We start from the raw sequence: 24,297 nt of genomic DNA, 5'->3' as shown, positions 1-24,297 counted from the left end.
CACACAAGCCCTGGTCACCACGCCGACAGGCCGGTCAGTGTCCGTGAGGTCCTGAAACATCAACTGTCCGACATGTCCTGAACTCAGACATGGGGCTAGAACCCCACTTGCCACTCACGGCCCCGGTGCGAAGATGCGCAAAGTTCCCAAATCGGTCACTTGTAGCTCGAAAAGTGTCCCATGTGGACACTCGCAGCCCGATCAGCCCTCGTCGGTCGGCGCGGACCCGGGCTACAAAGGGTGCGCGGCACGCCATATTTGACTTACCCCTCAATAACCCTCTTTATCACTCACGACCCGCGCGAGAAGGCCACAAAACAGGCATTTCGACTCAACAAGTGTCCCTTGTGGACAGTCGAGACCGCGCCGAGTTCTCCTCGGGAAGCCAGCTCACTCCGTCGATAACCCGAATCGCCGCTCACGAACGCGCGGCATCCTGCCGTCGCACCATCTCGGCGATCCACACGGGCGCGTACGGTGACGTGCAGTTCGGCGGCGTCGGGTAGTCCTTGAGCACTTCCAGCCGCTCCCCGATGCCGATCGCCCGGGCACGGTGCTCCGCGTGGTCGATGCCGATCTGCGCCAGGCAGTGGTTCATCGCCCACTGCAGCCGATCCGGCGCGGTCTTCAGCTCCGCCTCGATGACGTCGAGCAGGCCGGCGAGGTCGAGGCCCTCGGGCTTCTTCGCCACGCGTTCGGTGGTCAGCGCCCAGCCGGCGCTCGCGACCACGGGGTCCGGGTCGGCGGACCACGCCACGCGCAGCTCTTCGGCGTGCGGATTCTTCTTGACCACGTAGTTCACGAGCCAGTCGTGCACCTTCGGGGTGCGGGCCTCGCGCACCATGCGGTCCAGGTCGTCGCGTCCGAACGCCTTCGGGCGGCAGATGAGGAGTGCGAGCAGTTTCGCCGCGGTGTCGCCCGTTTCCCAGAGCTCCAGTGCGAGTTCCTGCTGGGTTTTCAGCCGCTTCGCGATCGCGCGCAGCTTGCCGAGGTTCACCCCGTGGTCGTCGCCGTGCTTCTCGTTCACCTGGCGTGCGCGCGGATCCTCGAGCTCGGCCAGTTCGGCCAGCACCTCGGCCGTCGTCGTCCCGGTCACCTGTCCAGCCTACGAGGCGCTCCCGGGTGGAGGAGCTCGGCCCCTCCACCCGGGAGCTTCGACCGCTAGCCGCGTCGTGCCAGGTCGTCGGCGTGCTCACGCAGGAGCGCGGCGACGCGCGGCCAGCCGACGTTGATCCGCCGGGCCCAGCCACGATGACGCTGCACGAGGTCCTCCGAGTCTCCGTCCTGGACGGTCAGTCCGGCGGCGAAGCCTTCGCGGAGGTACCCGCCGTCGGCGACGTCCAGGACGTCCCGGACCGGCTCCGGCGGCCATCCGCCGTCGGGAAGCGGGGAACCGCTCGCCAGCAGGGTGCCGATCGCCCGGTCGCCGAACTCGGCCCGCCCACGTCCGGCGAACTCCGTGCGGGCGCGTGAGACCCAGGCCTTGAGCGCGGCACCGTCGAGACCGGAGCCGGTGGTGCCCGGCATGGTGCGCGTCTCGAAGATCGTCAGCCACGCGGTGACCGGTTCCACGTTTCCGGCGCCGTCGTCCGCGGGCTGGATCCGGGTGCAGAGATCGACGAACCCGCCGGGGTTCTCGGCGAGGATCCGCTGCAGGCTCCGCGGTTTCCGGTGGTGTTTGAGCGCCGCGTGGAACCGCAGCTCCAACCGGGCGACCGCGACGTCCGAACCGCCGGTCTCGACCAGGTGGTCGAGCAGCGGGCCCACGTTCGCGACGGCCTTGCGGTCGGGGGCCTCGACCCCGTCGGCGGACGCCTGGAGCAGCACTTCCTCGATCAGGGACGCGGGCAGGGAGGCCGCGGCGCGCACACCCGCCGCGAGCGCCTTGACCGCGGCCCATGGCCGACGCCGCGCGAGTTGCGTGACGAAGAACGATTCCTGTCCTTCGGGAAGCGGCGACGGACCGACGTGCGTCCAGTAGCCCTCGAGAACCGCTTCGTCGGCGGACTCGAAAAGCGCCAGCGCGTGCTCCACGGGAACGGCGAGAAGGAAATCGACCAGCCTGTCCTGCTCCTTGAGCTGGATCGCGATCTCCTGACGCCATTCTTCGTCCTGTGACCGCGCCATCTCACCGGCCCAGCCCGCCGCCCAGTCCTCGCGCCCCAGTTCGGCGAGCGCGTCTTCCTGGAGGTCGTCCGCGGCCACCTGGGCCGCGACCACACCGACCAGCCGGGGCAGGGCACTCTCGGCGGCGAGGGCGCTCAGCCCGGCGGCGCCGTGTTCGCGCAGGACACCGCTGACGGCGTCACGGCGAAGGCGCTCGATCTCGGCTTCACGCGCTTCGGGTTCGAGGGATTCGCCGCCGTCCAGGTACGGATTCCGGCCGAACAACAGGCCGTGCCGCCCCGGATTGACCGCGGGCTCGATCAGTTCGGCACAGGATTCCAGCCACTGCAGCAGATCCTCCGGCAGCGTCCAGCCGGCTCCGGCGTGATGACGGTGCTCGGCGGTCAACCCGGTGAGGAGGCTCCACAGCCGAAGACGTTCGTCCGCCGAGAGCCGTTCGGTGTCCAGCCTCGTGAAGGCTTCCACGACGCGGTCCCACTGGGCGGCGGTCAGCTCGGGCAGCCGCTCGAAGAACTCGCACCATCGATGCGGCCGTTCCGCCAGCGCCGACAACGCCGCGGCGACCAGCTCGTCCTCGAATTCCGGTCCGTCGGCGACGGCCACCGGCGCCGCCGGGACCGTCCATTCCAGACGGACCCGGGGCCGCCTCGGACTCGCGAGGAGGTGTCCTCGCGGACCGCGCAGCAGCGCGAGTGCCAGCCGCCAGCCGGCTTCGGGCGAGCGACGGCCGATCGCCTTGACCAGCTCCGTCCGCTGCCCGCCGGGCAGGTCGAGATACGGGTACCACGGCTGCACGAGGGTGATCAGGGATTCGAGCGGCTGGTCGCCCGCCTCCCGCCCCGGCCGCGTCAGCTCGGCCAGCAGGGAGACCACCATCGGCAACGCGTCGTCGGACCAGCCGACCGTTTCCAACGCCGCGATCAGGCCGTCGGAAGTGCCGCTCAGCGGCGACGGGTCGCTGGTCAGCGCGTGATCGACGGCGGCGAGGAACTCGTGAGGAGCGGCTTCGGCGAGCAAGGGCAGCACATCGGCGAGCGACCGCCAGAGCATCCCGTCCCCGTCGTCGTTGGCCCGCGCGAGCACCTCGCGGACGAGCCGCGCGGCATGGTCGGCGCACGCGACGCCGCCGGAAAGCGTCGTCTCCCCCTCGGCGGCCAGAAGCGCCGCGCTCCGGGCCAGCCCGTGCCTCAGGTCCGCCGACCACTTCCGCCCTGGCTCCCGCTCGGTGAGCACCTTGACGGCTTCCTCGTGCCAGCGCCGCAGATCCTGCGCGCTCAGCCTGCCGTGCAGAAGCGCCCACGCGTCGTGCGGATCCGCCAGCCGCACGACGTCGCCCGAGCGGGCGAGCAGAGGATCGTCGCCGGTCTCGGACCTGGCGGAGAAACGGGTGAGCTCGTCGATCTCCCGGCCGGCGATCGCGGCGATCTCGTCCAGATCGTGCCGCGATCCCGCCGACCAGCGGCCGATCAGCAGGAGCGGCGCGGCGAGATCGCGCTCCAGCGGGTTCACCCACTTCGGGAGATCACCCGTGACGGCCAGCCTGCGGCGCAGTCCGCCGAGGCTCCGCCGGGCGAGGTCCGCGTAGGCGGTCGCGTCGGCGGGCGGGACACCGGCCGCGGCGAACGCTTCGGCCGCCTCGACGCGAGGGATTCCAGGCAGCACCAGGAGATCGGCACCGGTGCGGTCCGGCGTGCGCCGCACCACGACGACGTGGCCGCCGACGGTGTCCACCTCCCCCACCTCGACGCCGTCCACCACGGCGACGAAAGGACCGGCCAGGTCGCGGCAGTGACGCCAAGCCTCCCGGCTGGACACCCGGACCGCCCGGAGCCCCGGACGCTGGGCCGCCAACGCGGTCGCGACGAACGCCGCGGCCTCGGTACGGCTGCCCGCGTACACGGGAAGGACCGATGGCGAGGCGTCCAGCCAGTCGCACAACCGGTCCACTTCGCGGGCCCGGCCGAGTACCGGGAGGGCCTCGGGCAGGACGGGACGCGTCTCGTCCCGCCAGAACTCGAGCCATTCCGCCAGGTCTTCGAGGCCTTGGACGACACCGATGCCCAGCTCCGGGGCGACGCGGGTCAGTTCGGTGATCAGGCCCGCGATGTCCTGTTCCGCCGTGTGTCTGCCGAGCCGCCGGTACCGCAGGCGGGAAAGGCCGGCGATTTCGGACGGCAGTTCGCTTTCGCCGGGCATGACGGCGTCGTCGACGAGGACCGGGACGATCCGCTTCCCGAGCCGGAGTGCCTCGGCGACCTCAGCCTGGACCGATTCGTCGAGCTCCTCGGTGCCGATCGGCACCACCAGGACGGACGCGGCGCCGCCGGACCGGACGATCCGGTCCTTTCCGAACACGTGACCAAGACTCCGGTCGAGACCACGGAGCCGGTCCTGACCGTCGCCGGCCCGGACGGTGATGAAGATTCCTGCCATGGTGCGAAATCCTTTCCAGCGAGCACAGTTGACGAGACGTACGGGCGGTGGTTCAGTCGGCTTCGCCGCGGGCGCGGTCGAGCACCTCCTCGACGCTGAGCGGGCTGGCCGGATGGTGGGTGAGGCACAGCGGGGTGGTCACCCGCTGGAAGCCGAACGCCTCGCCCGACACGTAGAACTGGGCGCGTTCCAGCCGCGAGATGTCGTCGACGGGGCTGCCCTTGGCCCTGGCGAGTTCGTTCGCGGCGGCGATCTGGGCCGGGCTGTTGAGCCTGCCGAAGAACTGCGTCATCGCGTTGCCGACGACCTGGTTGTGCAGGCCCTTCGGCGCCTGCGTCGCGAACAGCAGGCCCAGGCCGTACTTCCGGGCCTGCGAAGCGAGCACGATGGTGCTGCGCGTGCTCGCCGTGAGCGTCCCCGACGCGGCGAGCATCTGTGCCTCGTCCATGACGAAGAGCGCGCCGAGCGGCCGGTCGCCGGCCGGATTCCGCTTGGCCCAGGCGAAGAGTTCCATCTGGAGCTGGTTGACGAAGTTCTGCCGTTGTTTCTCCGAGGGCAGCCCGATGAAGCTGATCACCGAAACCCTTGCCCGCTTGCCTTCCCCGGGAGCGAGCAGGAGCGCCGGGTCGACGGGCTCGCCGCCGCCCGCCAGGAGCGGGTCGTTGACCATGGAGGCCTTCAGCAGCTCGGCCAGCTCGGCCGCCAGCTTTCTCCCGTCGTTCAACGTGCTCACCCCGTCGGGCAGGTCTTCGAGCACCTCGATGAGCGCGGGCAGGCTGCGTGATCCGGTCCGGGCGTGGTGCACGACTGCCTGCCGCAGCACCGCGAGCCCGACGGTGGCCTTTCCCGTGCTGCCGGTCAGTTTCACCTGCGGTGCGAGGGTCGCCACCGCGACCTCGACGGCCGCGTTGAACTCGTCCTCGTCGTCGAGCACACCGGCGAAATCGGGCAACGGCTGGAACGCGAGCGGCCTGCCACCCGCCCGCCCCGGCGTCCACACGACGACGTCGGTCTCGGCCAGGTAGCGCTTGGCGAGCTCGGCGTCGTCCGCTCCCCATGCCTCGGGCGGCTCCGGCCAAGCGTCGCCGAGGCGGGCGAGGTCGTTGTTCGGATCCAGCACGATCGCGGACACGCCCTGCAGCGCGCACTCCTCCACGATCCGCCGCAGCAGCACCGTTTTCCCGGAACCCGAACCCGCGAACACCGCGGCGTGCTTGCGCAACGCCGTCAGTTCGATCCGGACCGGCTTCCCGCTGCCCGCGGTGCCCAGGGTGATCTCGCCATCGACCGGCGACGCCGACGACGCGTGCATTTCACTGGACACCGCACGGGGCTGGGGCTCCGGCAGGACTTCCGCCAGGAGTTCCGACCGGCCGGCGGGCCGCCGGTCGACGAGCCACTCGTGGAGTTCGCGGCTTCCCTCGGCGAACATCTTGTCCAGTGCCCAGAACGTGCGGATGTCCGCATCGGACATTCCCCGGGATTTGCCGCCCTCCTTCAAGAATTCCTTGAGTTCCGCCTGGGTCTTCACCCCGCCCGACCACGCCGGGTTGCGCAGCAGCACCAGATGCCGGTTCTCCGCGCCCTTCCGCACGCCGGCCGCCGACCGGGCCTTGCGGAACCGGTGCAGCGCGGCGATCGGATGTGACGCCGCGATCGCCCGGAACGCCCAGTGCTCTTCGAGGTCGGACGCCTCGTCCACCGTGCGGGTGAGCCAGGCGTGCAGCTCGTTGCGGTCGCTCTTCGCCCCGTAGACCCATTCCAGGTTGTCGTCACCGACCTCGGTGATCCAGCCCCGGATCGCGGCGGACAGCAGCCGGGGCATCACCTTGTCCTCGACCTTCGGATCCAGCAGTGCCGACGGTTCGGCCTCCGAGCGATGTTCCTCGAACCGCTTGTCCAGTTCCGCGAACCGATCGGCGGCCATCGCCGGACGCGGCGGCCCGGCCGACCGCACGCCGCCTTCGTCGAACGTCGTCAGCTCGATGATCCGGCCGGCCCGGACGCAAGCGTCGATATGCGCGCCGATCCGTTTCAGGACGTCTCGCGGCGACATCTCGTCCCATTCCCCGTCGAAGGCCGAAGGCGACACCGGCCAAGTGGGGTAAGGAGGGGCGAACTTCATCGCCTCGTACGCGACTCCGAGCCGTTTCTCGACCAACGCCCTGCCGACTTCGGCATCGGTGACCCGGCCGAGGATCAGGGCTTCACGGAAGCGATCCGGGACGGTGTCGGTGGCCTTCGCCTTGAGCAGCTCCCACGTGCCGGGGAGGCACGCGAGGACCGTCATGGTCCTTCTGGTCACTTCCCGCAGGCCCATCAGCCCGTCCGCGATCTGGGCGACGAGCAGGTCCTGTTCGTCACTGTTCCGCACTTGCTGGAGAGCCACCGCGGAGCGGGCCACCAGGGTGTCGAGCTGATCGACGGCGATCACGATCGGGCCGGTGAGCGCGAGCAGCCGCGTGATGTTCCTGACCTGGGTCTTCGCGGATTTCGGATCCGATCGGATCCCCCATTTGCGGCGGTCGCCGGATTTCGACTCCGCGAACACGCCGAGGTAGTCGTCCCCGACGTAGTTCTTGCTCGGGTCTTCGCTCGCGTAGAGCACCAGCGCCCGTGCCGTGTCGGCGCATTCCCTGGCGACGTCGCGATCCAGAGCGCGCAGGCCGTCGACGAACGTGTCGACGTCGGCCCTCGACAGGCCACGCCCGTCCAGGATCTTCTTGGTGACGTTCGCGTCGATGCTCGCGCGAAGGCACACGCGCCGGAGGAAGCTGGTGAGCTGAGGGACGCCGGAGCCGTCGAGCCGCGAAAGTCCCCGGCGCATCGCCTCGGCGGTGTTCTCCCAGAACGCGTCGCCCGCCGTGAGGTCGTTGAGGAAGAAGTAGCCGCGGGCATCGTGGGCCTGTCTCCGGACGAGACCGAGCAGGTGGGTCTTGCCGACGCCCTTCTTCCCTTGGAGGACCAGCCCGATCGGGCTCGGGCCGTCGCTGGCGACGGCCACCTTGATCCCCGCGCTGACCTGCTTCAGCACGCCGGTGTGCAGGCCGTCGACGTGATACGGCGAATCACGCCACACGTGATCGGGGGTGTCGGCCCAGTCGAACCGCAGGGCCGCGAGCGCGGTCAGCTCGTCCATCACGGCGCCTCGATCGAGATCAGATGGTTGTCCTCACCGCCGATGCGGATCGCCGCCGCGTGATCGGCGGCGGTGAGCGCCTTGCGATTCGATTCCGGCACCAGATGCGCCTGTCCCGAGCGGCTGAGTTCCTTCAAGACCGCGTCGACGTCCACAGTGGACGCTTCGCCGAGCATCGGCCGCAGCTCCACCAGCGCGACCCAGTCACGCGGCGAACGGGAGAGCTTGCGATAGGCGATCCGGATCCGGGACTCGATCTCTTCGATCGTCAGGTCGACGTCGGGCATGAAGAGGTCGGCGAGCCGGAGCTTCTCGCGCTTGAGATGTCTGCCAAGGCCGCCGAGCACGACGTACAGGGCACTGCCCAGGCTGCTCCGGGGCAGCGGCGCCTCTTCCTGGCTCAATTCCTCCTCGCACCAGGCCCAGCCGCGCTCGGTCAGCTCGTGGTAGAAGGGACGGCCGCGCTGTTCGCTGGCGACCAGATCGAGGCCGTTGAGCTGACGGCGTTCCTTACCGTCGAGGGCGAAGCCGACGATCTCCCGCAGCTCCGGGTTCGACACCTCGCGGGCGACCACCATCAGCGCCAGCATCGCCGCGGTCTGCTTCTGTCCCAATCGATCCGTCATCCGTGATCCTTCCGTACCTGATTAGCGCTGATCGAGAAATCCGCTGAATCCATGGCGCGTCAACCTGGCTTCCGAGGTGCGCACGGCCCATTCGATCGCCGACCGGGTCTCCGGCGGGGCGAGCACGCGATGGCCCGGTGCCGCGTCGGTCGCTCGGACCCGCGTGACCGACATGAGCTCCTCGGCGAGGTCCTGCACCCGTTCCCGGGCCCCCGCGCCGATCGCGACCTGCAGTTCGGCGACGATCTCGTCCACCAGTCCCCAGATGAGCGGCCGCAGCCGGGCCCGCTCGGCCTGCCGGAGCACCCCGGCGACGTCGAGGTCACCCGGTTCGACGAGTGCCGTCGTCCCGGCGAGCTGGTCCACCAGGTTCCGGGCGATCTCCACCGGCCCGCGCGACGGGCCGAACCGGAGATGCCGCAGGTTGCCGACGTAACCCGGCAACGCGTGCGGGTCGGTGTCCTTGGTGAGCACCGGGACGACGCGCCGATCCTGGCCGAGGGTCCGGTGCAGGAACAGTTCGACCTCGGCCGACTGCCACCGGCTCACCTCCCGGTCGACGATCAGGCACAGGTGTTTCGCGTCGTCCTCGGTCTTTTCGAGCATCGACCGTTCCCCGGACAACGACAGCACCGGCCGGATACCGAGTTCCACCAGGTACTTCATGAGGTCGTCGGCGAGCTGCTTCGTGGGTCTCGTCGTGCTGACCCGGACGTCGTGGGCGAAGGTGCGCTTCTCCGCGCGGATCGCGGCGACGTAGGCGTCCCGGTTCTCGGCGAGCAGGTCCGTCCGGTCGAAGTCGTGCGCGACGACCGCCGCGACCGTTTCCAGCGCGAAACTGATCTGATCGACGCCCGGGCTGAGTTCCGTCATCACCGGGAGCTGCTCGCCGAAGGTCCAGAAGGAGACGTACGGCAGCGTCAGATGACGCGACATCACGTCGGGCGAGACGTCGCGGTCGAGCCAGCTGCGGAACAGGTCCTTGGTCTCTTCGAGACAGATGCGCCGCCACTCCTCCGAGCGCGCGTACTCCTCGCGGGCGTCGAATCTCGACAGCACCGGGAGGACGGTGAGCTGTGGACGGTCGTAGGGCATGCGGTCGCGAGCGGCGTTGGCGCGCTCGGCGATGTCGACGGCGCCCTTCATACTCTGCACGTTCGCCGTGAACAGGACGACGAGCCGGTCCGGAAGATGCGCGGTGCAGATGCCCCCGATGTCGGAGATCCCCGTGCGGCTGTCGATGAGGACGTAGTCGTAGCCGGCGGTCCACTGCTCCCGGCACTGTTCGAGGTAGTCGCCGAAACCCTGTTCGTAGAGGGCTTCCCAGTCGAGGTCCTGCACTCGCCGGACGTAGGCGTCGTCCGCGCGGCCCGCGGTGATGACGTCGAGCTTCACCTTCCCGGTCAGCCGGGTCGTATGCGCGCCGGGGCGGAGCCTGCCGTCGCGGAAGTCGTCGATCAGGTCCACGACGCCGCCCGACGGGGGCTCGCTCATCATGGGCCGGAAGTAGGTGTCCAGACCGGGCGCTTCGAGGTCCCAGTCCAAACACAACACCCGGTATCCCCAGCGTGCCAGGAGAACGGCGATATTGGCCAAGGTGAAGCTCCGACCGACGCCGCCCTTGTAGGAGTAGAAGGTGACCACGGTTCCCGGCATGGGTCAGAACCTCGGCAGCTTCGACGGCCTCGGCGGTTCGGGCGCCGGGGTTTCGACCGGCCATCCGGGACACCACGGCGGTGCCTGCGCGATGATCTCCACCAGTTCCTCCACCATCCGCTCCATCTCACGGTCGAAGTCGAGGTACTCGGGAGTGTTCTGATACTGCGGATGCGGCTTGTTCCAGTTCCGGAAACTGTGCATTCGGCGTTCGTGGGCCCAGTCGGGAAAGTTTTCCGAATCACTGAAGATCACCGGATAGATCAACCGGCCCGCCTTCGCCGCGCCGTCCCGCGCGACGATTTCCTCTCGTTTCGCCATCGTGTGCCATTCGGCGAGGCACCACTCGTCGCGAAAGTACTTCGGGGAGCACACGGGGATCAGGATCCGAGCGCGCTGCAACGCGTCGCGGATCTCTTGCGGCCACCTTCCCCCGACGGGAATGCCGTCCTCGAGAAATATCTTGACGTCATAGTCGACATTGTCGTCCAGAAGTCTCTGCAGCCGAGGATGGAAGTGATTCCGCACCCAGTCGGGGGCGTCGCCTCCACCTCGGCGATAGCTGATGAACAGGTGGTACTCGTACACCAGCGCCATCGCCCCTTCGCACCCCGATCCGTTTGACAGCCCCGATCGTAGGGGTCGACGACGCTTTCGAAATAGGTACAAAAACACGACAAAAACTGGACACGGCGTCGCGCAGGAGCCCGCGAAAGACAGAAAGATGACAAGCGGGCGACAATGGGTGTCCCGTGCACGTTCGATCGTCGAGAATGCGACCACCCGGACGGCAGGGCACCCTTCACCCGACAGGAGTTTCGATGGCCGACAACGAGGCGCCGCATGTGTTCGTCACTTACGCACATGATTCACCGGAGCACAAGGAGCGGGTCCGCCGCTTCGCGGATTTCCTGCACGGCAGGATCGGTCTCGAAGTGCACCTTGATCAATGGGACGACGGCGAACGTCGCGACTGGTCTTTGTGGGCGTTGAAGCACCTCGACACGGCGAATTTCGTGGTCGTCATCGCCTCACCGGAGTACAAACGCCGTGCCGAGGGAAACGCGGCGTTCGACGAAGGCCGGGGCTCTCAGTTCGAGGCGGCACGGATCCGCGACCGCCTGACCAGGGATCTCGGCGGCGAGGTCAAACGGATCCTTCCGGTCGTGTTCCCCCAGCAGTCCGTCGACGACATCCCGAACTTCCTCAACCCGCACTCCACCACGAGATATCCGGTCGACGTGTTCACCGAGGACGGCGTTGAGGATCTCCTGGCCGCGATCACCGGCCGGGCCCGGCACCAGCGCCCCGAACGCGGCCGGTGGCTCGGCGGCACGGCGGGCGCGCCCGGCCCCGGCAGGACCTCGCTGGCGACCGGTCTGGAATGGCGGGCGTGCAGCGACGGTATCCGGACCGAAGGCGCGCGGATCAACGACGTGCACTACGCGGACAGCATCGTTTTACGGGCCGCAGAGCGGCTCGCCTTCGTGGAAGTGGACCTCGGGATGGCTTACCGAAGGCTGACCGCGGTGGCCGGAGTCCTCGACGACGCGGCCGAACCGTTCCAGGTCGGGCACTTCCGCGTCCTCCTCGACGGAAGGCCGTCACCCGAAGTCAAGGTGGCGCTGGGAAAACCGGCGAAGATCGACATCGGGGTCGCCGGCGTGCTGAAGCTCCGGCTGGAATTCCACCGTCCGGGTACGACGGAGAGCAAATGGCTCCCGGAACTGGCGTGGGGCGACCCCGTGCTGGAGTAGCCGGTGAGGACGGCTTGCCCGGCTCCCATGTCGCGAAAGCCACTTTCGGGACGTCAGACGTCGCGAAAGTGGCTTTCGCGACACTGCCGCATCCCGAGCCCCTCAAGAGAAGTCGTCCTCCTCCCGCACCAGTTCGCGGAGCTTCACCAGCCCCCGATGCTGTTTGACCCGCACGTTCCCCGGCGTCAGCCCGAGCGCGGCCGCGGTCTCGGTGGCGGTCAGCCCGACGACGATCCGCAGGGTGAGCACCTCTCGCTGCAGCTTCGGGAGCCGGGCGACGAGCCTGCCCAGCCGCGCGCCGAGGTCGACGCCGAGCACGTGGCTTTCCGGCTCGTTGCGGACCGATCCGGCCTCCGGCAGCTCGGGCACGGGGTCGGATCGGTCGCGGGACACCACGCGGAAGGCGTCCGCGACCTTGTTGGCCGCGATCGCCCGGACGAGGTAGAGGAACGATCCGCCGCGATCTTCGTACACCGGCAGCATTTTGAAGACCGCGAGGCACACCTCTTGCGCGACGTCGTCGGCCGAAAGATAGGAGAGATCGCGGCCGCCCATCCGCGCGCGGCAATAGCGCACCAGCATCGGCTTCACGACGGCGAGCAGCCTCTCGACGGCGTCCTCGTCGCCGGTCTTCGCCGCCATGACGAGCGGATCGAGCATCTCTTTGGTCAGACGGCCCGCCGGGCGCGGAAGAGTGCCCAAAGCGCGGTATCCCTGGACTTCGCCGCCGGTCGGGCGCGTGTCGATGGTCGGCATCGGATCAGCCCATCACTTTCGCGGTCGAATCGAGCCGCCGGACTTGCGCGACAAAGGCGTTCATCCGCCATCGGAGGCTGTACGCCTTCGCCGTGTCGCCGAAGGTCTTCTTGTGGAGGATCGCGGCCAGTTCACCGACGGTGCGTCCGTCCGCCTCGGAGATCTTGAGGGAGATCCCCTGCCGGGCACCGTCGAACTCCGGGGATCGGGCGATCATCGGGTTGCCGTCGTCCGCGACGGACCAGCCCTTCCGGGCGATCTTCTTCTTGAAGACCTGCCGCAGCTGCTGCCCGCTCAGCGTGGTTTCCACGCGGCGCGGCCGGAATCCGTGTCTCTTGAAGGCGACATAGCCCAGGTACAGAACGGCGATCACGACGAGGATCAGGGCGCCGGTCGCGCCGTTTCCCTCGCTCGTGGTTCCACTGGCGATTCCCATGCTCTCTCCCGGGCGTTCGCGGTCCGAATGCCCGGTAATCGGGGAAAGCGGGGATGGCGTTGCGAGCCGCGGTTTCTTGTCCTCGTTTTGTCCGTTGCCGGAACACCTGTCCTTTCCGCTTTCCGGCGGAATTCACCGAAAAGCGGGCAGATCAAGGACAGCTTTCGCCACGGCGCGATCGCCGGGTAGCGAAACCGTCACCGGGATCGATCCCTGCGCTGTCGAACCGCCACGATCACGGGGAGAGCACAGATGACCAAGTCCGCTCACAGCACGGATCGTTTCGATGTCCTCCTGTGTTTCACCCCCGACGATCCGGACGGCACGGCGCCGATGGACGAGGTGGAAACGGCTCTACGCGACGCTGGGCTCCGTGTTCTCCGGGACACCGCCCCGATCACGCGCGAAGTCGCCGACGCGCTCGCGAATTCCCCTCTCGTGCTGGTCCATCGCTCGCGTGCCGGCCGGGTCCTGGTCATCGATCCGGAGGGGGACGGCGAATACGCGGCCGATCCGCGGAACCTGGTCGAACTGGTCTTGCGCAAGGTGGCCGTCGCCCGCCCGGCCCGGCTGGTCGGGAGGTATCGCGAACTCCGCGCGATCCATCATGGCCTGCACGCCCATCCGGTCCTGATGGTGCGGGGCCTGCCGGGTGTGGGCAAGACCGCGCTGGTCGAACAGTACGCCCGCCTCTCCCAGGGCATCTTCGACGGCGGTGTCCTGCGGCTCGGCCCGTTCGGGCAGCACGCGCCCGAAGACGTCCTGTCCCAGTTCCACCTCGCTCTGGCCCGCGCGGCCGGGGATCGGCTGGGCGCCGACCTGGCGGGCATGGACTTCGACCGGCTGCGCGACCACGTCGCCGAGCGGATCGGCGCGGGCGGACTGCGCGTTCTCGTCCTCATCGACGACGTACCGGCGGGGCTCCCGTCGGACGTCCTCGAGCGCCTGCTTCTCCCCACTTCCGCGGTGTCCACGGTGCTCGTCGGCCGGGCGGGGAATTCTCCGTGGGACGTCGTGGTGCTGGACCTCGCCGGGTTGTCGCCGGCGGAAGGACTCAGGCTGTTCAGCGAATACCGCGCGCCCGCCGATGACGCCGAACAAGAGGCGGTGCTCCGTCTCGTCGAGCACTGCGGCGGGCACCCGATCACGCTGCGTGCCAACGCTTTGGCCGCGCTAAGCCAGGGCACCGTGCCTGCCGCCTCCTGTCCGGACACGGCACCGCCGGCGATCCGTGGCCTGCTCGACGGCTGTGGTCCGGTCGCCACCGGGATCGTCCGGCTGGGCGGGCTGCTGGCGCCTGCCCCCTTTCCGCTCGGCATCGCCCGTGACGTTCTCGGAGACGGAGACGGTTTCGCGGAAGCCGTCGGCGAGCTGGAGGAACGAGGTCTCGCCTCCCTTGTGGACGGAGGGCTACGACTGCAACCACTCGTCGCGGAAGTGGCCGGCGCCCGGCTCGATCCCGGTGACCTGCCCGACTCCGCGGCGAAGTCCTTGCTACGGCTGCTTTCCGACGACCGCGCCGCATACCGGGACTTCCTCCTCCAGCATGCCCGCATCCTCGCCGAGCGCACGTCCGCGGCGCACCGGCTCCGGCTCCTGCGCGCGGTCGCGGCCGCACATGAAAGGCACAGGGACTTCTTCGCCGCCGGTGAGATCCACGCCATGATCTTGTCCACCGAAGGCGCCACGAGCACGGACTTCGCGACGGCCGCACGGGTGGAGATCGCCTGCGGGCTGTACCCGGAGGCCGTGGGGCACGCCCGCGACGCGGTGCGGTCCGCGGCGGACGACGACGAGCGGTGCGCAGCCAGGTTGATCGGCGCACAGGCATTCGACTGTCAGGGCGACTACGACGCCGGTGACCGGACGTTCTGGCACGAGCTCCCCTGCCAAGGTGAAGCCCGGTTTCCCGCGGTCGTGGCGAGTGCGCAGGCCCTGCGCCTCCGGGGCCGTGCCAAGGAGGCCATCACCTCGCTCGACGCGATCCTGCCGGAGCTTCACGGCTCGCCGCACGGAGATCTCCTGCCGTCGGCTCTGCTCGAATACGCCCGCGCGCTGCTGCTCGACGACCGTCCACGGCGGGCACGCGATGTCGCGGCGGAGGTGATCGCGGCGTTCCACGCCACCGGCAGGGCGCGGCACTTCCAGTGCACCGAAGCCGAATTGCTGTGGGCGGAGTCGACGGTCACCCTCGACCTCCGAGACGTTCATCCGGACTGCGCCGCCGCTGTACTGCGCGAACTCGAAAGCGGCTACGGACGACGTCGCGGCCCGGAAAGCCCGCTGACCTTGACCGCCGCGGCCATGGCAGGCCGCGCGCTCCTGCTGATGGGGCGGCCGGAGCAGGCCCTGCGCGCGCTGAGCGCGACCGAGCGGACCGTGCTCCGCGTCATCGGCGGCGAACACCGCTTGCGGTACCGGATCGGGCACGGAATCGCCCTGGCGTACGGACAGCTGCGCGATTTCGGCCGCCAGGCCGAACTCCTCGAGGAAATCCTCCAGCCCCAGATCCGGCTGCTGGGCTCGACCCATCCGGAGACCCTCGAGACCCGGCTCGACCTCGGCCTCGCGCTGGCCTTCAGCGGGCCCGGCCGGTACCGGCGTGCCATCGAACTGGTCGACGGCGCCGCGAACGACATCGTCGCGACGCTCGGCGATGCGACCGAACTGTCCGAGAAGGCGATCGCGGCGAAACGGGTGTTGAGGGGCAAGGCGATCGCCGCGTGGTCGTGACCGACCGGACGCCACGCGTGATCCGGCGGACGACACGCGTGATCGGACGGACGACACGACGTCAGGGCTCCGATGGCCTCCAGCGCACCCCGTAGGCGAAACCCGGTGTCAGGTGCCGGAACTGGACGTGGATCTCGCCCGAGGCGTCCGGCGTCAAGGAGAATCCGCGCGCCGCCTCGTCGCTCGCGTCGTCCTGGAAGACCCGCTCCAGCAGCACGACTTCCGCCGGGATCGGCAAGGCGAACCGGACGTGCAGATCGAACAGATCGACCGGATGCCGCGGGACGCAGACGAAATGCGGATGCCTGAACTCCGCCCGGAACCGCAACGCGATTTCGTGTTTGCTCAACCGTTTCAGCGGTTGGGGCAACCGCAACGCCAGCCCCACGCGATCGGTGGACTCCATCACCCGCCCGGTCAGCCGTCCACCGTGGAACACGTCGACGCGGAGATCCTCGCTGCCGATGGCCTCGCCCCGGTAGACGGAGTCGGTCAGGGTGAGGGCGAGGTCCAGTTCGGCGATGTCGTCGGCGTCGGCGACGATCCGGCGGGATTCGAGGACCTCCGGCACCGGCTGGTCGAGCGCCACCGCCACACGCAGTTCCTCCGTGTGCCACCTTCTGCTGGGCTGAGTCGCTTCGACCTCGTCGGATTCGCTTGTGGACGCGACGGCGACCTCGGCGAGCCGGGCGATGCCGTCGTCGATCCGGCGGCGGGCGGTCCGGTCGTCACGTTGCAGATGCTTGGCGAGCCAGCGCACCCGATCCTGATAGAAGGGATGCCCCGCGTCCGGGTGCAGCCCGAGCGCGGCCAGCACGGCGGTGCACAGATCTTCGGGCAGCGACCGCGCCCATCCGGACAGTCCTTCGCCCAGCGTTCGCCGGATCGCCGCGTTCCCCTCGCTCTCGGAGATACCGCAGACCGCGCGCAACGCGGGGCCCGCCCGTTCGGCGAGCTGAGGTGCCGCGATTCCCCTGCCTCGCCGAAGCAGCTTCAATTCGCCGGCCAGGTCCGCAGCGCTGACGGTCACCAGTCCTCCCCTAGTGGTTCAAGCACGGTCGTCAATAGTCGCCAGCCAGGGGGCCCGTGTCCAGCCGATCGCGGCCGTGCGACGCCGATCGTTATTTTGGGTTTTCCTTTCCCGCTCATACGGGAAACAGGAAACTCCTTGTCGCTCCCGGAGCGTCGACGCATTCTTGGTGAGCCGCCCCAATTCGCGGCGATAACACCCCCAACCAGCGGTTTCCCGCGTTGTCGAGTGCTGCCCTGATGCGCACGTCGAAGGAGTCGGAATGAAGGTCGAGTGCTCGTTTTCGCTGCTCTTACGGCTGGCTTTCTGGCTATGGGTGGTCGCGCTCGTCATCGGGGTGGCGCTCGGCGGCGCACAGGGAACCGCGCCCGCGAACCCGGTCTCTCCCGGGGTCGCCACCCACGGAAAGGAGGTGGACTGACATGCAGACCCACACCATCGGCCTGATCCTGGCCCTGCTCGGCTTCGTGTTCGGCTGAGGACAAGGCATGGAATGTGCACACGTCGGCCGGCCGGGTCCCCGGGTGGGGCCGGCGGGGGGGACCCGCAGCCGGAACATCGTCCACACGGCCATACTGATCCTCCGACGAGGATGGGTGCCGATGAACGAGAGAGCCACCTTCGGAGCGGAGTTGCGACGCCGTCGCAAAGCGGCAGGCCTTTCGCTTACCGAACTAGCCGCTCGCACTCACTACAGCAAGGGTTACCTCAGCAAAGTCGAGACCGGTATTTCCGCGCCGAACCCGGCACTCGCCGAGTTGTGCGAAACGGAACTCGGCGCGGAAGGACAGCTGAAACCGCTGCTGCCCGCCGAACCCGTCCGGCGCAGGACACGGCCGGACGTCCGGCCGTCCGGTCTGCCACCGGCGACCTCGTCCTTCACCGGCCGGACGGCCGAACTGCGGGCGATCCGCACGGCGCTCGAAACCGACGGCGGTGTCTGCGTCGTGTCCGGCATGGGCGGTGTCGGCAAGACGGAACTCGCCGTGCGCTGCGCACACCGGCTGGAATCCGGTTTCGCCGACGGCTGCCTGTTCATCGATCTGCGGGACGAATCCGGTGACCCCGCCGCCGTGCACGACAGGTTGTTGCGCGTGCTCGGCGTCCCGGCCGACCGTATCCCGGCCGGACCGGCCGACCGCGCGGCGCTGTACCGGTCCCGGCTTCGCGGCCGAAGTCTGCTTCTCGTACTCGACAATGCGACGAGCGCGGCGCAGGTGCGGCCGTTGCTCCCCGCCGAGCCGAAATGCCGTGTCCTGGTCACCTCCAGGTCCCGGCTGAGCGCGCTCGACGACGCCGCGCACGTCTCCTTGGACATGCTCCCGCTCGACGCGGCGGTGGACCTTTTCACCACGGTCACCGGCGTTCCCGACGGGCCCGCTGTCACCCGCGTGGTCCGGCGCTGCGCACGGCTCCCCCTCGCGATCCGGATCGCCGCCGCGCGGCTTCGCGCGCATACCGCGTGGGACGTCGCGGAACTCGACCGGCGCCTGGAGGACGAAACGGCCCGCCTCGGCGAACTGGACGACGGCGAACGTTCGCTCGCCGCCGCGTTCCGGCTGTCGGTTCAGCAGCTGAGCACCGCCGAGTCGAGACTTTTCGGGTTGCTCACCGTCCACCCGGGAACCGACGTCGACGTCCTCACCGCGAGCGCGCTGAGCGCGCTTTCGTTCCGGGAGGCCGATCGGCTGCTGGACCGTTTGCACGAAGCCCATCTGCTCACCCAACCGGAACCCGACCGATACGGATTCCACGACCTGTTGCGCGCGTTCGCCACCGAATTCGTGCTCACCGACGCGGAGGACGGCATGAAAGCATTCAGCAGGCTGACCGATTTCGCGGTCCGGACCGCCGCACGGGCCGACCGGGAACTCACCCCGCACCGCTACTTCCCGGAGATCGCCTTCGGCCCGGGCGTCCCGGAACCGGCGAGGCTGGACGACAGCGAGATGGCGATGTCCTGGTTCCGCGCCGAATGGCCCGGCCTGGTGACCCTGTGCCGGACCGCGCGTGACCGCGGCGAGCACGAGAGATGCTGGCAGCTCGCCTTCTTCCTGCGCGACTTCTTCTTCGTCGCCAAGCTCTGGGACCCCTGGCTGGAAACCCATCGGTGGGCGCGTTCGTCGGCCGAAGCGATCGGGGACACCTGGGCGCTGGCCACCACCACCGCCAACCTCGGGGTCGCGCACGTCGATCGCGGCGACCTGGACGAAGCTTCGGCGTGCTACGGCGAAGCGCTCGCGCTGTTCCGGCGGATCGGCGACGGGCACGGGGAGACCACGACGCTCGCGCACAACGGCTGGGCCGAGCACTACCGGGGCAACCACGACGACGCCTTGCGGGATCTCCGGCAGGCGCGCGCGTCCTACGTCCGTGACGGCAATCGCCGCAACGCCGCGATCACCGACCGAGGGATCGCACTGGTGCTGACCGCGCTGGGGCGGTCCACCGAAGCCGCCACGATCGCCACCGGGACGTTGGCCGTCTTCGACGAACTGGGGCTGGATCTCGACGCCGCCATGGCGCTCAATTGCCTGGGCTGGGCCTGGTACCACGCGAAGCGCCATGATCTGGCCGCCTCGGCCTATCGTGCCGCCGCGGAGCGCGCGGAGGCCTGCGGGAGCCAGTACGAAACCGCGCGCGCCTACACCGGCCTCGGCAATGTCGCGGCCGCCGAAGGCTCCCCCGACATGGCCACTGACCTGTGGGATCGAGCCGACGAGCTCCACCCCGGCCTCGATCAGGTCATGGTCGGCGAGGCCCGGGTGCGGATGGCGTGAGCGAGCGGGCCACCGCTCATCCGGCGTATCCGGTCGCGAGGCTGCTACGGTTGGGCTTGTCGCGGTTCAGACACCAGCCGCCGGGTCCCTTCCCCGGGTCCGGCATGTCCTCGGGCAGCTGCCGGTCCCCCGTACCGGCAAGGAGTCAACTTGACCGACTACCGCGCTCCCGCTCCCGATTCGCTCCGGCCGACCCGGAGATTCGTTTCGCCTCTCGACATAGCGATCACGGCTTCGGCCACCGACACGGTGGTCACCGTATCCGGCGAAATCGATCTCGGCGTCTCCGACGACCTGCGTCGGGCGCTGGACGACGAGCTTCGGTTCGAGCCGTCCGCGCTGATCGCCGACCTGTCCGCGGTCACCTTCTGTGATTCGTCCGGCTTCACCGTTTTGGTGCAGATCCGTGCGAAGGCCGAAGAAGCCGGCGTCCCGTTCATCCTGGTCACCCAGGAGCGGGCCCTGCTGCGCCCGATGTCGCTGCTCGGCCTCGACGCCGTCTTCAACGTGCACCCGACCCTCGATTCGGCACGGGACGTGCTCACGCGCTGACCAGCTGTCATGATGGGCGGTTGTGACGGGTGACAAGGATCCAGGCTTCCGTATCGGCGGGCGCCCACTGGCGGAACGGCTGACCGAAGTCCTGCCGTCGCTCGCGAAGACGGTGCTCGCCGAGATCGTCCTCCGGGTCCCGGAGTACGGCCTTCTTCCCGCCGAGGAGCTCAGCGGCGACATCACGCACGTCATCGAGCAGAATCTGCGGTCGTTCATCGACACTCTGCGCACCGGGGCCACGCCGACGAGGGAGGAGCTCGACTTCCTCCGCGAATCGGCGGCCCGGCGCGCGGAGGAGGGCATCCCGATCGACATCGTGCTCACCGCGTACCACATCGGGGTCCAGGTGGTCTGGGCGTCGCTGACGCCGGACGCCCGCCCGGACGAGGTCGCCGACGTCCTGGCCGTCAACGCGCTGACCCTGCGTTACCTGGAGGTGGTCACGCCCGCGGTCGGCGCCGGCTATCTCGACGAACGCCGGACGATGTTCGACGACGAGCGTTCGGCGCGGCACACGGTGCTCTCCGCGCTGCTCGACGGCGAACCCGCGGAAGTCGCGGCGGGACAGGCGGGCCTGCGTCTTCCGCCGTGCTACATCGTCCTCGCGGCGTCGGTCGGGGCCCATCCGGACGAGGAGGTCGACGGGGTCGACCCGCTGGTCGCCGGACGCCGGAAGCTGCGGCGGTTGCGGGTCGAGCTGGAACGCCAGATCCGGGGCACCGTCCTGACTTCGCTCACGCCTGACGGCGGGCTCGCCTTGCTACCGCACGAAACCCCGGCCGGCGAACTGTCCACACGCGACTGGGTGCGGCTGGAACGGGTGCTCGCCGACGTGGCCCGTACGGCGGGCGCGGAGGTCATCGCCGGGACCGCCGCGGCCGAGCCGTCCGGTGTGCCCGCCGCGGCGAGGCTCGCGCAGGACGTGCTCGCGGTCGCCGCCGGATCCGGGCGGCCGCCCGGGCTGTACCGGCTCGACGACGTCCTGCTCGAATACCAGCTTTCGCGCCCGGGCCCGGCACTCGACCGGCTGGCCACCCGGCTGACACCGCTGGACGGCAACGAGGAACTCCTGCAGACGCTGGAGACCTTCCTCGACCGCGGAGGACGCCGTCAGACCGCCGCGGCGTTGCACGTCCACCCCAACACGGTCGACTACCGGCTGCGCCGGATCGCCGATCTCACCGGCCTGGATCCCACCCGGCTCGAACACATCGCCCTGCTGAGCGCGGCCCTCGCGGCTCGCGCCGCCACCCGGCCCAAGGCCTTGTGACGCGTCACAGCACCTTGAGGCATCCGCCTTCGCAGAGGCCGAGCAGCCTGCGGGCGGACCGGCACTCCCCCGCGAAGATGAACAAGTCGGTTCCCGTCTCGTCGGCGAGCAGCTGCGCGCGTTCGAGGGCCCGGATTCCCGTGACCCCGAAGAAATCGAGCTCGGACAGGTTCACGATCACCGTGGTGCCGCTGCCGTGGAGCCGCTGGTCGAGCATCTCCCACAGGCGTGGCGCGGTCCCGAGGTCGACCTCTCCGTTCATCTTGACGACGGTGGTCCCCTTGGTCGGCCTGCTCACGTGCAGCCGCAGACGTCCCCGTGGTTCTCCGAGTGCCCGCTTCTCGGAGGACACGGAGAAGGCGCGCTTCTCGTCAAGCGCGCGGGGCGTCGACAGGGAAGTCATATGTGGAAGTACCCAGGCATCCGGTCGGGCGAAACCGCCCATCCGCTTGAAGACCGCGGAAAGCGGGTATCACCAGCGCGTCGGAGGTGATGTCCCATGTCCGCTGAACAGACCGGCCGCGGGCCGGTGGTGACCGGTTTCGACGGGTCGCCCGAAGCCCGCCGCGCCGTCCGCTGGGCGGTCGCCGAGGCGAAGACCCGCGGCCTCGGCCTGGTCCTCGCGTACTGCACCCGCGACCGGCTTCCCCCACCCGGAGCGGACCCGGTCGCGACACCGCTGAACGAAGCGGTGCCTCAAGCCGCCGACGAAGCCGCGGAGGTCGAACCCGCCCGGCGGCAGCTCGCCTCCATGGCCGAAGCGCTGAAACGCTCCGACCCGGACCTCGACGTCCGCACGGTCGTCCGCGGCGGCGTTCCGGAACAGGTCCTGACCTCGGTCGCCGACGAGACGGACGCGACGATGATCGTGCTGGGCGAATCCCATACCGGGTTGTTCACCAGGACCATCCTCGGCTCGACGGAGTCGGGCGTGACCAAGACCGCCGGACGTCCCGTCGTGGTGGTGCGCGGGGAGGAGCCGCCCCCGGGCGGGCCGGTGATCCTCGGTACCGACGGCTCGGAACAGAGCGCTCAGGCGGCGGGCTTCGCGTTCGACTTCGCCGCTCGTCACGGGCTCACCGTGCACGCGGTCCACGTCGCGCGGATGCCGCTCTGGGGTCCCGCGAGCGAGCCGTTGCTCGGCGGGCCGGTGCTGGACCCGGCACCCGGCATCCCCCAGGAGGTCGCCGACGAACTCGTCGCCCGGCAGCTCGAGCCGTGGCGGGAGCGCTATCCGGAGGTCGCCGTGGAAACGGTGCACGGGGTGGGGCCCGCCGCGCAGGCCTTGACCGTGCAATCCAGCGAGGCCGCGCTGCTGGTGCTGGGCCGGAGTGATCACGGCGATCTCCGGCGTCTCCTGCTGGGCTCGGTCAGCGACGACGCGCTGCACCACGCGCATTGCCCGGTGGCGGTGGTCCGTGCTCAGCCGGTCGGCTGAGCACGGCGTCTCAGGAAGAGGTGAGTTCTCCGAGCGTGCGCAGCGAAACGCGCAGTTCCGCGGCCAGCAGGAGGCCGCCCGTGCGGGCCTGGGCAAGCGCGTAACCGACGTCGGCGACCTTGTCCCAGGCCTGACCCGCCTGGTCCCAGACCCCACCCACCGGGTCGCTCACCCTCACCTTGCCGTCCAGCAGGTCTTCTTCGAGCTGCGCCTGCAAGCCGGGCAGGACCTCGGTGAGGTCGTCGGCGAGCTGCTGCAACGCCCCGATGGTCCGGCAGAGGTCGGCGGGCGAGGCCGCTTCACCGGCCCGCAGCCTGCTGTACAGGTGGCGCACGACTGAGCCGGCCTGTGCGGCCAGCAGATACGGCGGCTCCTCCGACTTCGTCCTCATTGCCGAGAAATACCCCGTCCGCGACCCGCGAAACCAAAGTTTGTCCCGAGACCGCCGGGGGTATCACCGGTTGTGAACGACAACGTACTCACCTTCGGGGTCGAGGAAGAGTTCTTCGTGGTGGGCCGGGACGGCCACCTTTCCCCGTCGGGTGACGCCGTCGTGGACGCCGCGGAGGAAGACCAAGGCGAACTCCAGCAAGAGCTCACGCGCTCCCAGGCCGAATCGGCCACCGGCGTCTGCACGACCCACGACGAAGCCGAGCGGCAGCTGACGGCCCTGCGGGCGGATCTGGCCGAAGCCGCCGCACGGCGGGGTTGCCGCCTGCTGCCCAGCGGCAGCGTGCCGCTCGCGGAAACGACTTTGCCCGCCATCACCCCGAAACCGCGCTACGAGCGGATGTCCGAACATTTCGGGGCGACCGCGCGGACGTCGCACACCTGCGGCTGTCACGTCCACATCGCCATCCCCGACCGGGAGACCGGGATCCGGGTGATCGACCACGTCCGGCCCTTCCTGCCCGTGTTGCTGACCGTGACCGCCAATTCCGCGATCTGCGACGGATACGACACCGGATACGCCAGCTGGCGTTACCAGCAGTGGAACCGCTGGCCCTCGGCCGGCTCGCCGCCGCTGTTCGGTTCGCTGGACCACTACGAAAGCGTCGTCGATGCCTGGCTCCGCGCGGGCGCCATCCTCGATCGCGCGATGGTCTATTGGGACGTAAGGCTTTCCGAGAAGCAGCCGACGGTCGAGTTCCGGCTCGGCGACGTCGCGGCCACCGTCGGCGAGGCGGTTCTCTTCGGGGTACTGATCCGCGGCCTGGTCGGCACGATCCTCGCCTCGGAGGAACGCCCCTCGAAGCTGTCCAACGAGGTCCTGCGGGCGCAGATCTGGCGCGCGTCGCGGGAAGGCCTTTCGGGTCGCTGCCCGCATTTCCGGACCGGCGATCTCGCTCCGGCGAGCGACGTGCTCGGCGACGTCGTCGCGTTCGCCGCCGGCGCCCTCGCCGAGACCGGCGACCTCGATTTCGTCCGCGACGGCTGTGCCCGGCTCACCGCCGAGGGCGGCGGGGCCGACCGCCAACGGGCCCGGTTCGAGAAGCGGCGACGCCCGGAAGACGTCGTGGACCTCCTCGCGGTAACCCCGAACTCGCGTGATTGAACCCGC

At 69.3% G+C, this 24,297-nt stretch carries 19 protein-coding genes; 8 read left to right on the top strand and 11 right to left on the bottom strand.

Annotation, left to right across the window (positions count from 1 at the left end):
- Positions 1 to 418: 418 nt before the first annotated feature.
- The 6 genes from ACIRGA_RS30725 to ACIRGA_RS30700 all read right to left on the bottom strand — a co-directional run bounded on the left by ACIRGA_RS30725 (position 419) and on the right by ACIRGA_RS30700 (position 10,578).
- Complete coding sequence (locus ACIRGA_RS30725) at positions 419 to 1,096, bottom strand: DNA alkylation repair protein (protein ID WP_400947497.1); 678 nt, start codon at positions 1,094 to 1,096, stop codon at positions 419 to 421.
- 65 nt (positions 1,097 to 1,161) lie between these two features.
- Entirely contained in the window at positions 1,162 to 4,560 is a 3,399-nt protein-coding gene (locus ACIRGA_RS30720) for a hypothetical protein (RefSeq protein ID WP_400947494.1), read from the bottom strand.
- Between the two features lie 52 nt (positions 4,561 to 4,612).
- Positions 4,613 to 7,699: an ATP-binding protein gene (locus ACIRGA_RS30715; protein WP_400947491.1), complete on the bottom strand. Its 3,087-nt coding sequence runs from the start codon at positions 7,697 to 7,699 to the stop codon at positions 4,613 to 4,615.
- Positions 7,699 to 8,325 (bottom strand): hypothetical protein, encoded by a 627-nt coding sequence (locus ACIRGA_RS30710; RefSeq protein ID WP_400947488.1) that lies wholly within the window; start codon positions 8,323 to 8,325, stop codon positions 7,699 to 7,701. Before ACIRGA_RS30710 ends, ACIRGA_RS30715 begins: the two co-directional genes overlap by 1 nt.
- 21 nt (positions 8,326 to 8,346) lie before the next feature.
- Positions 8,347 to 9,981 (bottom strand): KGGVGR-motif variant AAA ATPase, encoded by a 1,635-nt coding sequence (locus tag ACIRGA_RS30705; protein WP_400947486.1) that lies wholly within the window; start codon positions 9,979 to 9,981, stop codon positions 8,347 to 8,349.
- Between the two features lie 3 nt (positions 9,982 to 9,984).
- Positions 9,985 to 10,578 carry a TIR domain-containing protein gene (locus ACIRGA_RS30700; RefSeq protein WP_400947484.1) on the bottom strand — a complete coding sequence of 198 codons (594 nt, stop codon included), beginning with the start codon at positions 10,576 to 10,578 and terminating at the stop codon, positions 9,985 to 9,987.
- A gap of 224 nt (positions 10,579 to 10,802) precedes the next feature.
- Here ACIRGA_RS30700 and ACIRGA_RS30695 point away from each other — a divergent pair, with 224 nt between their 5' ends.
- Positions 10,803 to 11,738, top strand: a complete 936-nt coding sequence (locus ACIRGA_RS30695) for an SEFIR domain-containing protein (protein WP_400947482.1) — start codon at positions 10,803 to 10,805, stop codon at positions 11,736 to 11,738.
- A 102-nt stretch (positions 11,739 to 11,840) separates the two neighbouring features.
- Here the strand turns inward: ACIRGA_RS30695 and shbA are convergent, their stop codons facing one another.
- Positions 11,841 to 12,494, bottom strand: coding sequence for an RNA polymerase sigma factor ShbA (shbA, locus tag ACIRGA_RS30690; RefSeq protein WP_400947480.1), 654 nt, complete (start codon positions 12,492 to 12,494; stop codon positions 11,841 to 11,843).
- 4 nt (positions 12,495 to 12,498) lie between these two features.
- Positions 12,499 to 12,930, bottom strand: coding sequence for a hypothetical protein (locus ACIRGA_RS30685; protein WP_400947478.1), 432 nt, complete (start codon positions 12,928 to 12,930; stop codon positions 12,499 to 12,501).
- A 252-nt stretch (positions 12,931 to 13,182) separates the two neighbouring features.
- Here ACIRGA_RS30685 and ACIRGA_RS30680 point away from each other — a divergent pair, with 252 nt between their 5' ends.
- Positions 13,183 to 15,663: a hypothetical protein gene (locus ACIRGA_RS30680; RefSeq protein ID WP_400947476.1), complete on the top strand. Its 2,481-nt coding sequence runs from the start codon at positions 13,183 to 13,185 to the stop codon at positions 15,661 to 15,663.
- A 61-nt stretch (positions 15,664 to 15,724) separates the two neighbouring features.
- On the opposite strand, the gene ACIRGA_RS30675 is transcribed toward ACIRGA_RS30680, so the two are convergent.
- The gene (locus ACIRGA_RS30675; protein ID WP_400947474.1) at positions 15,725 to 16,693 is read right to left on the bottom strand and encodes a hypothetical protein; all 969 of its coding nucleotides are present in this window, start codon (positions 16,691 to 16,693) and stop codon (positions 15,725 to 15,727) included.
- 262 nt (positions 16,694 to 16,955) lie between these two features.
- Here ACIRGA_RS30675 and ACIRGA_RS30670 point away from each other — a divergent pair, with 262 nt between their 5' ends.
- The 4 genes from ACIRGA_RS30670 to ACIRGA_RS30655 all read left to right on the top strand — a co-directional run bounded on the left by ACIRGA_RS30670 (position 16,956) and on the right by ACIRGA_RS30655 (position 21,298).
- Entirely contained in the window at positions 16,956 to 17,114 is a 159-nt protein-coding gene (locus ACIRGA_RS30670; RefSeq protein ID WP_400947471.1) for a hypothetical protein, read from the top strand.
- A gap of 181 nt (positions 17,115 to 17,295) precedes the next feature.
- Positions 17,296 to 19,473 carry an ATP-binding protein gene (locus tag ACIRGA_RS30665; protein WP_400947469.1) on the top strand — a complete coding sequence of 726 codons (2,178 nt, stop codon included), beginning with the start codon at positions 17,296 to 17,298 and terminating at the stop codon, positions 19,471 to 19,473.
- 150 nt (positions 19,474 to 19,623) lie between these two features.
- Positions 19,624 to 20,025 carry an STAS domain-containing protein gene (locus ACIRGA_RS30660; RefSeq protein ID WP_400947466.1) on the top strand — a complete coding sequence of 134 codons (402 nt, stop codon included), beginning with the start codon at positions 19,624 to 19,626 and terminating at the stop codon, positions 20,023 to 20,025.
- Positions 20,026 to 20,047: 22 nt separating this feature from the next.
- A complete protein-coding gene (locus ACIRGA_RS30655; RefSeq protein WP_400947463.1) occupies positions 20,048 to 21,298 on the top strand; it encodes a PucR family transcriptional regulator in 1,251 nt (416 codons plus the stop codon).
- A gap of 4 nt (positions 21,299 to 21,302) precedes the next feature.
- Here the strand turns inward: ACIRGA_RS30655 and ACIRGA_RS30650 are convergent, their stop codons facing one another.
- A complete protein-coding gene (locus ACIRGA_RS30650) occupies positions 21,303 to 21,701 on the bottom strand; it encodes an STAS domain-containing protein (RefSeq protein WP_400947461.1) in 399 nt (132 codons plus the stop codon).
- A gap of 96 nt (positions 21,702 to 21,797) precedes the next feature.
- On the opposite strand from ACIRGA_RS30650, the gene ACIRGA_RS30645 reads away from it, so the two are divergent.
- The gene (locus ACIRGA_RS30645) at positions 21,798 to 22,736 is read left to right on the top strand and encodes a universal stress protein (protein ID WP_400947458.1); all 939 of its coding nucleotides are present in this window, start codon (positions 21,798 to 21,800) and stop codon (positions 22,734 to 22,736) included.
- A 10-nt stretch (positions 22,737 to 22,746) separates the two neighbouring features.
- Here ACIRGA_RS30645 and ACIRGA_RS30640 read toward each other — a convergent pair whose 3' ends face one another.
- Entirely contained in the window at positions 22,747 to 23,127 is a 381-nt protein-coding gene (locus ACIRGA_RS30640) for a hypothetical protein (protein ID WP_400947456.1), read from the bottom strand.
- Positions 23,128 to 23,199: 72 nt separating this feature from the next.
- Between ACIRGA_RS30640 and ACIRGA_RS30635 the strand changes: the two genes are divergently transcribed.
- A complete protein-coding gene (locus ACIRGA_RS30635) occupies positions 23,200 to 24,291 on the top strand; it encodes a glutamate--cysteine ligase (RefSeq protein ID WP_400947454.1) in 1,092 nt (363 codons plus the stop codon).
- The last annotated feature ends 6 nt before the right edge of the window (positions 24,292 to 24,297 follow it).

Origin of the sequence: Amycolatopsis sp. NPDC102389 (assembly GCF_044765885.1) — a bacterium.
Lineage (GTDB): Bacteria > Actinomycetota > Actinomycetes > Mycobacteriales > Pseudonocardiaceae > Amycolatopsis.
Note: the sequence above shows the minus strand (reverse complement) of the source record. Positions and strands in the feature narration are given on the sequence as shown.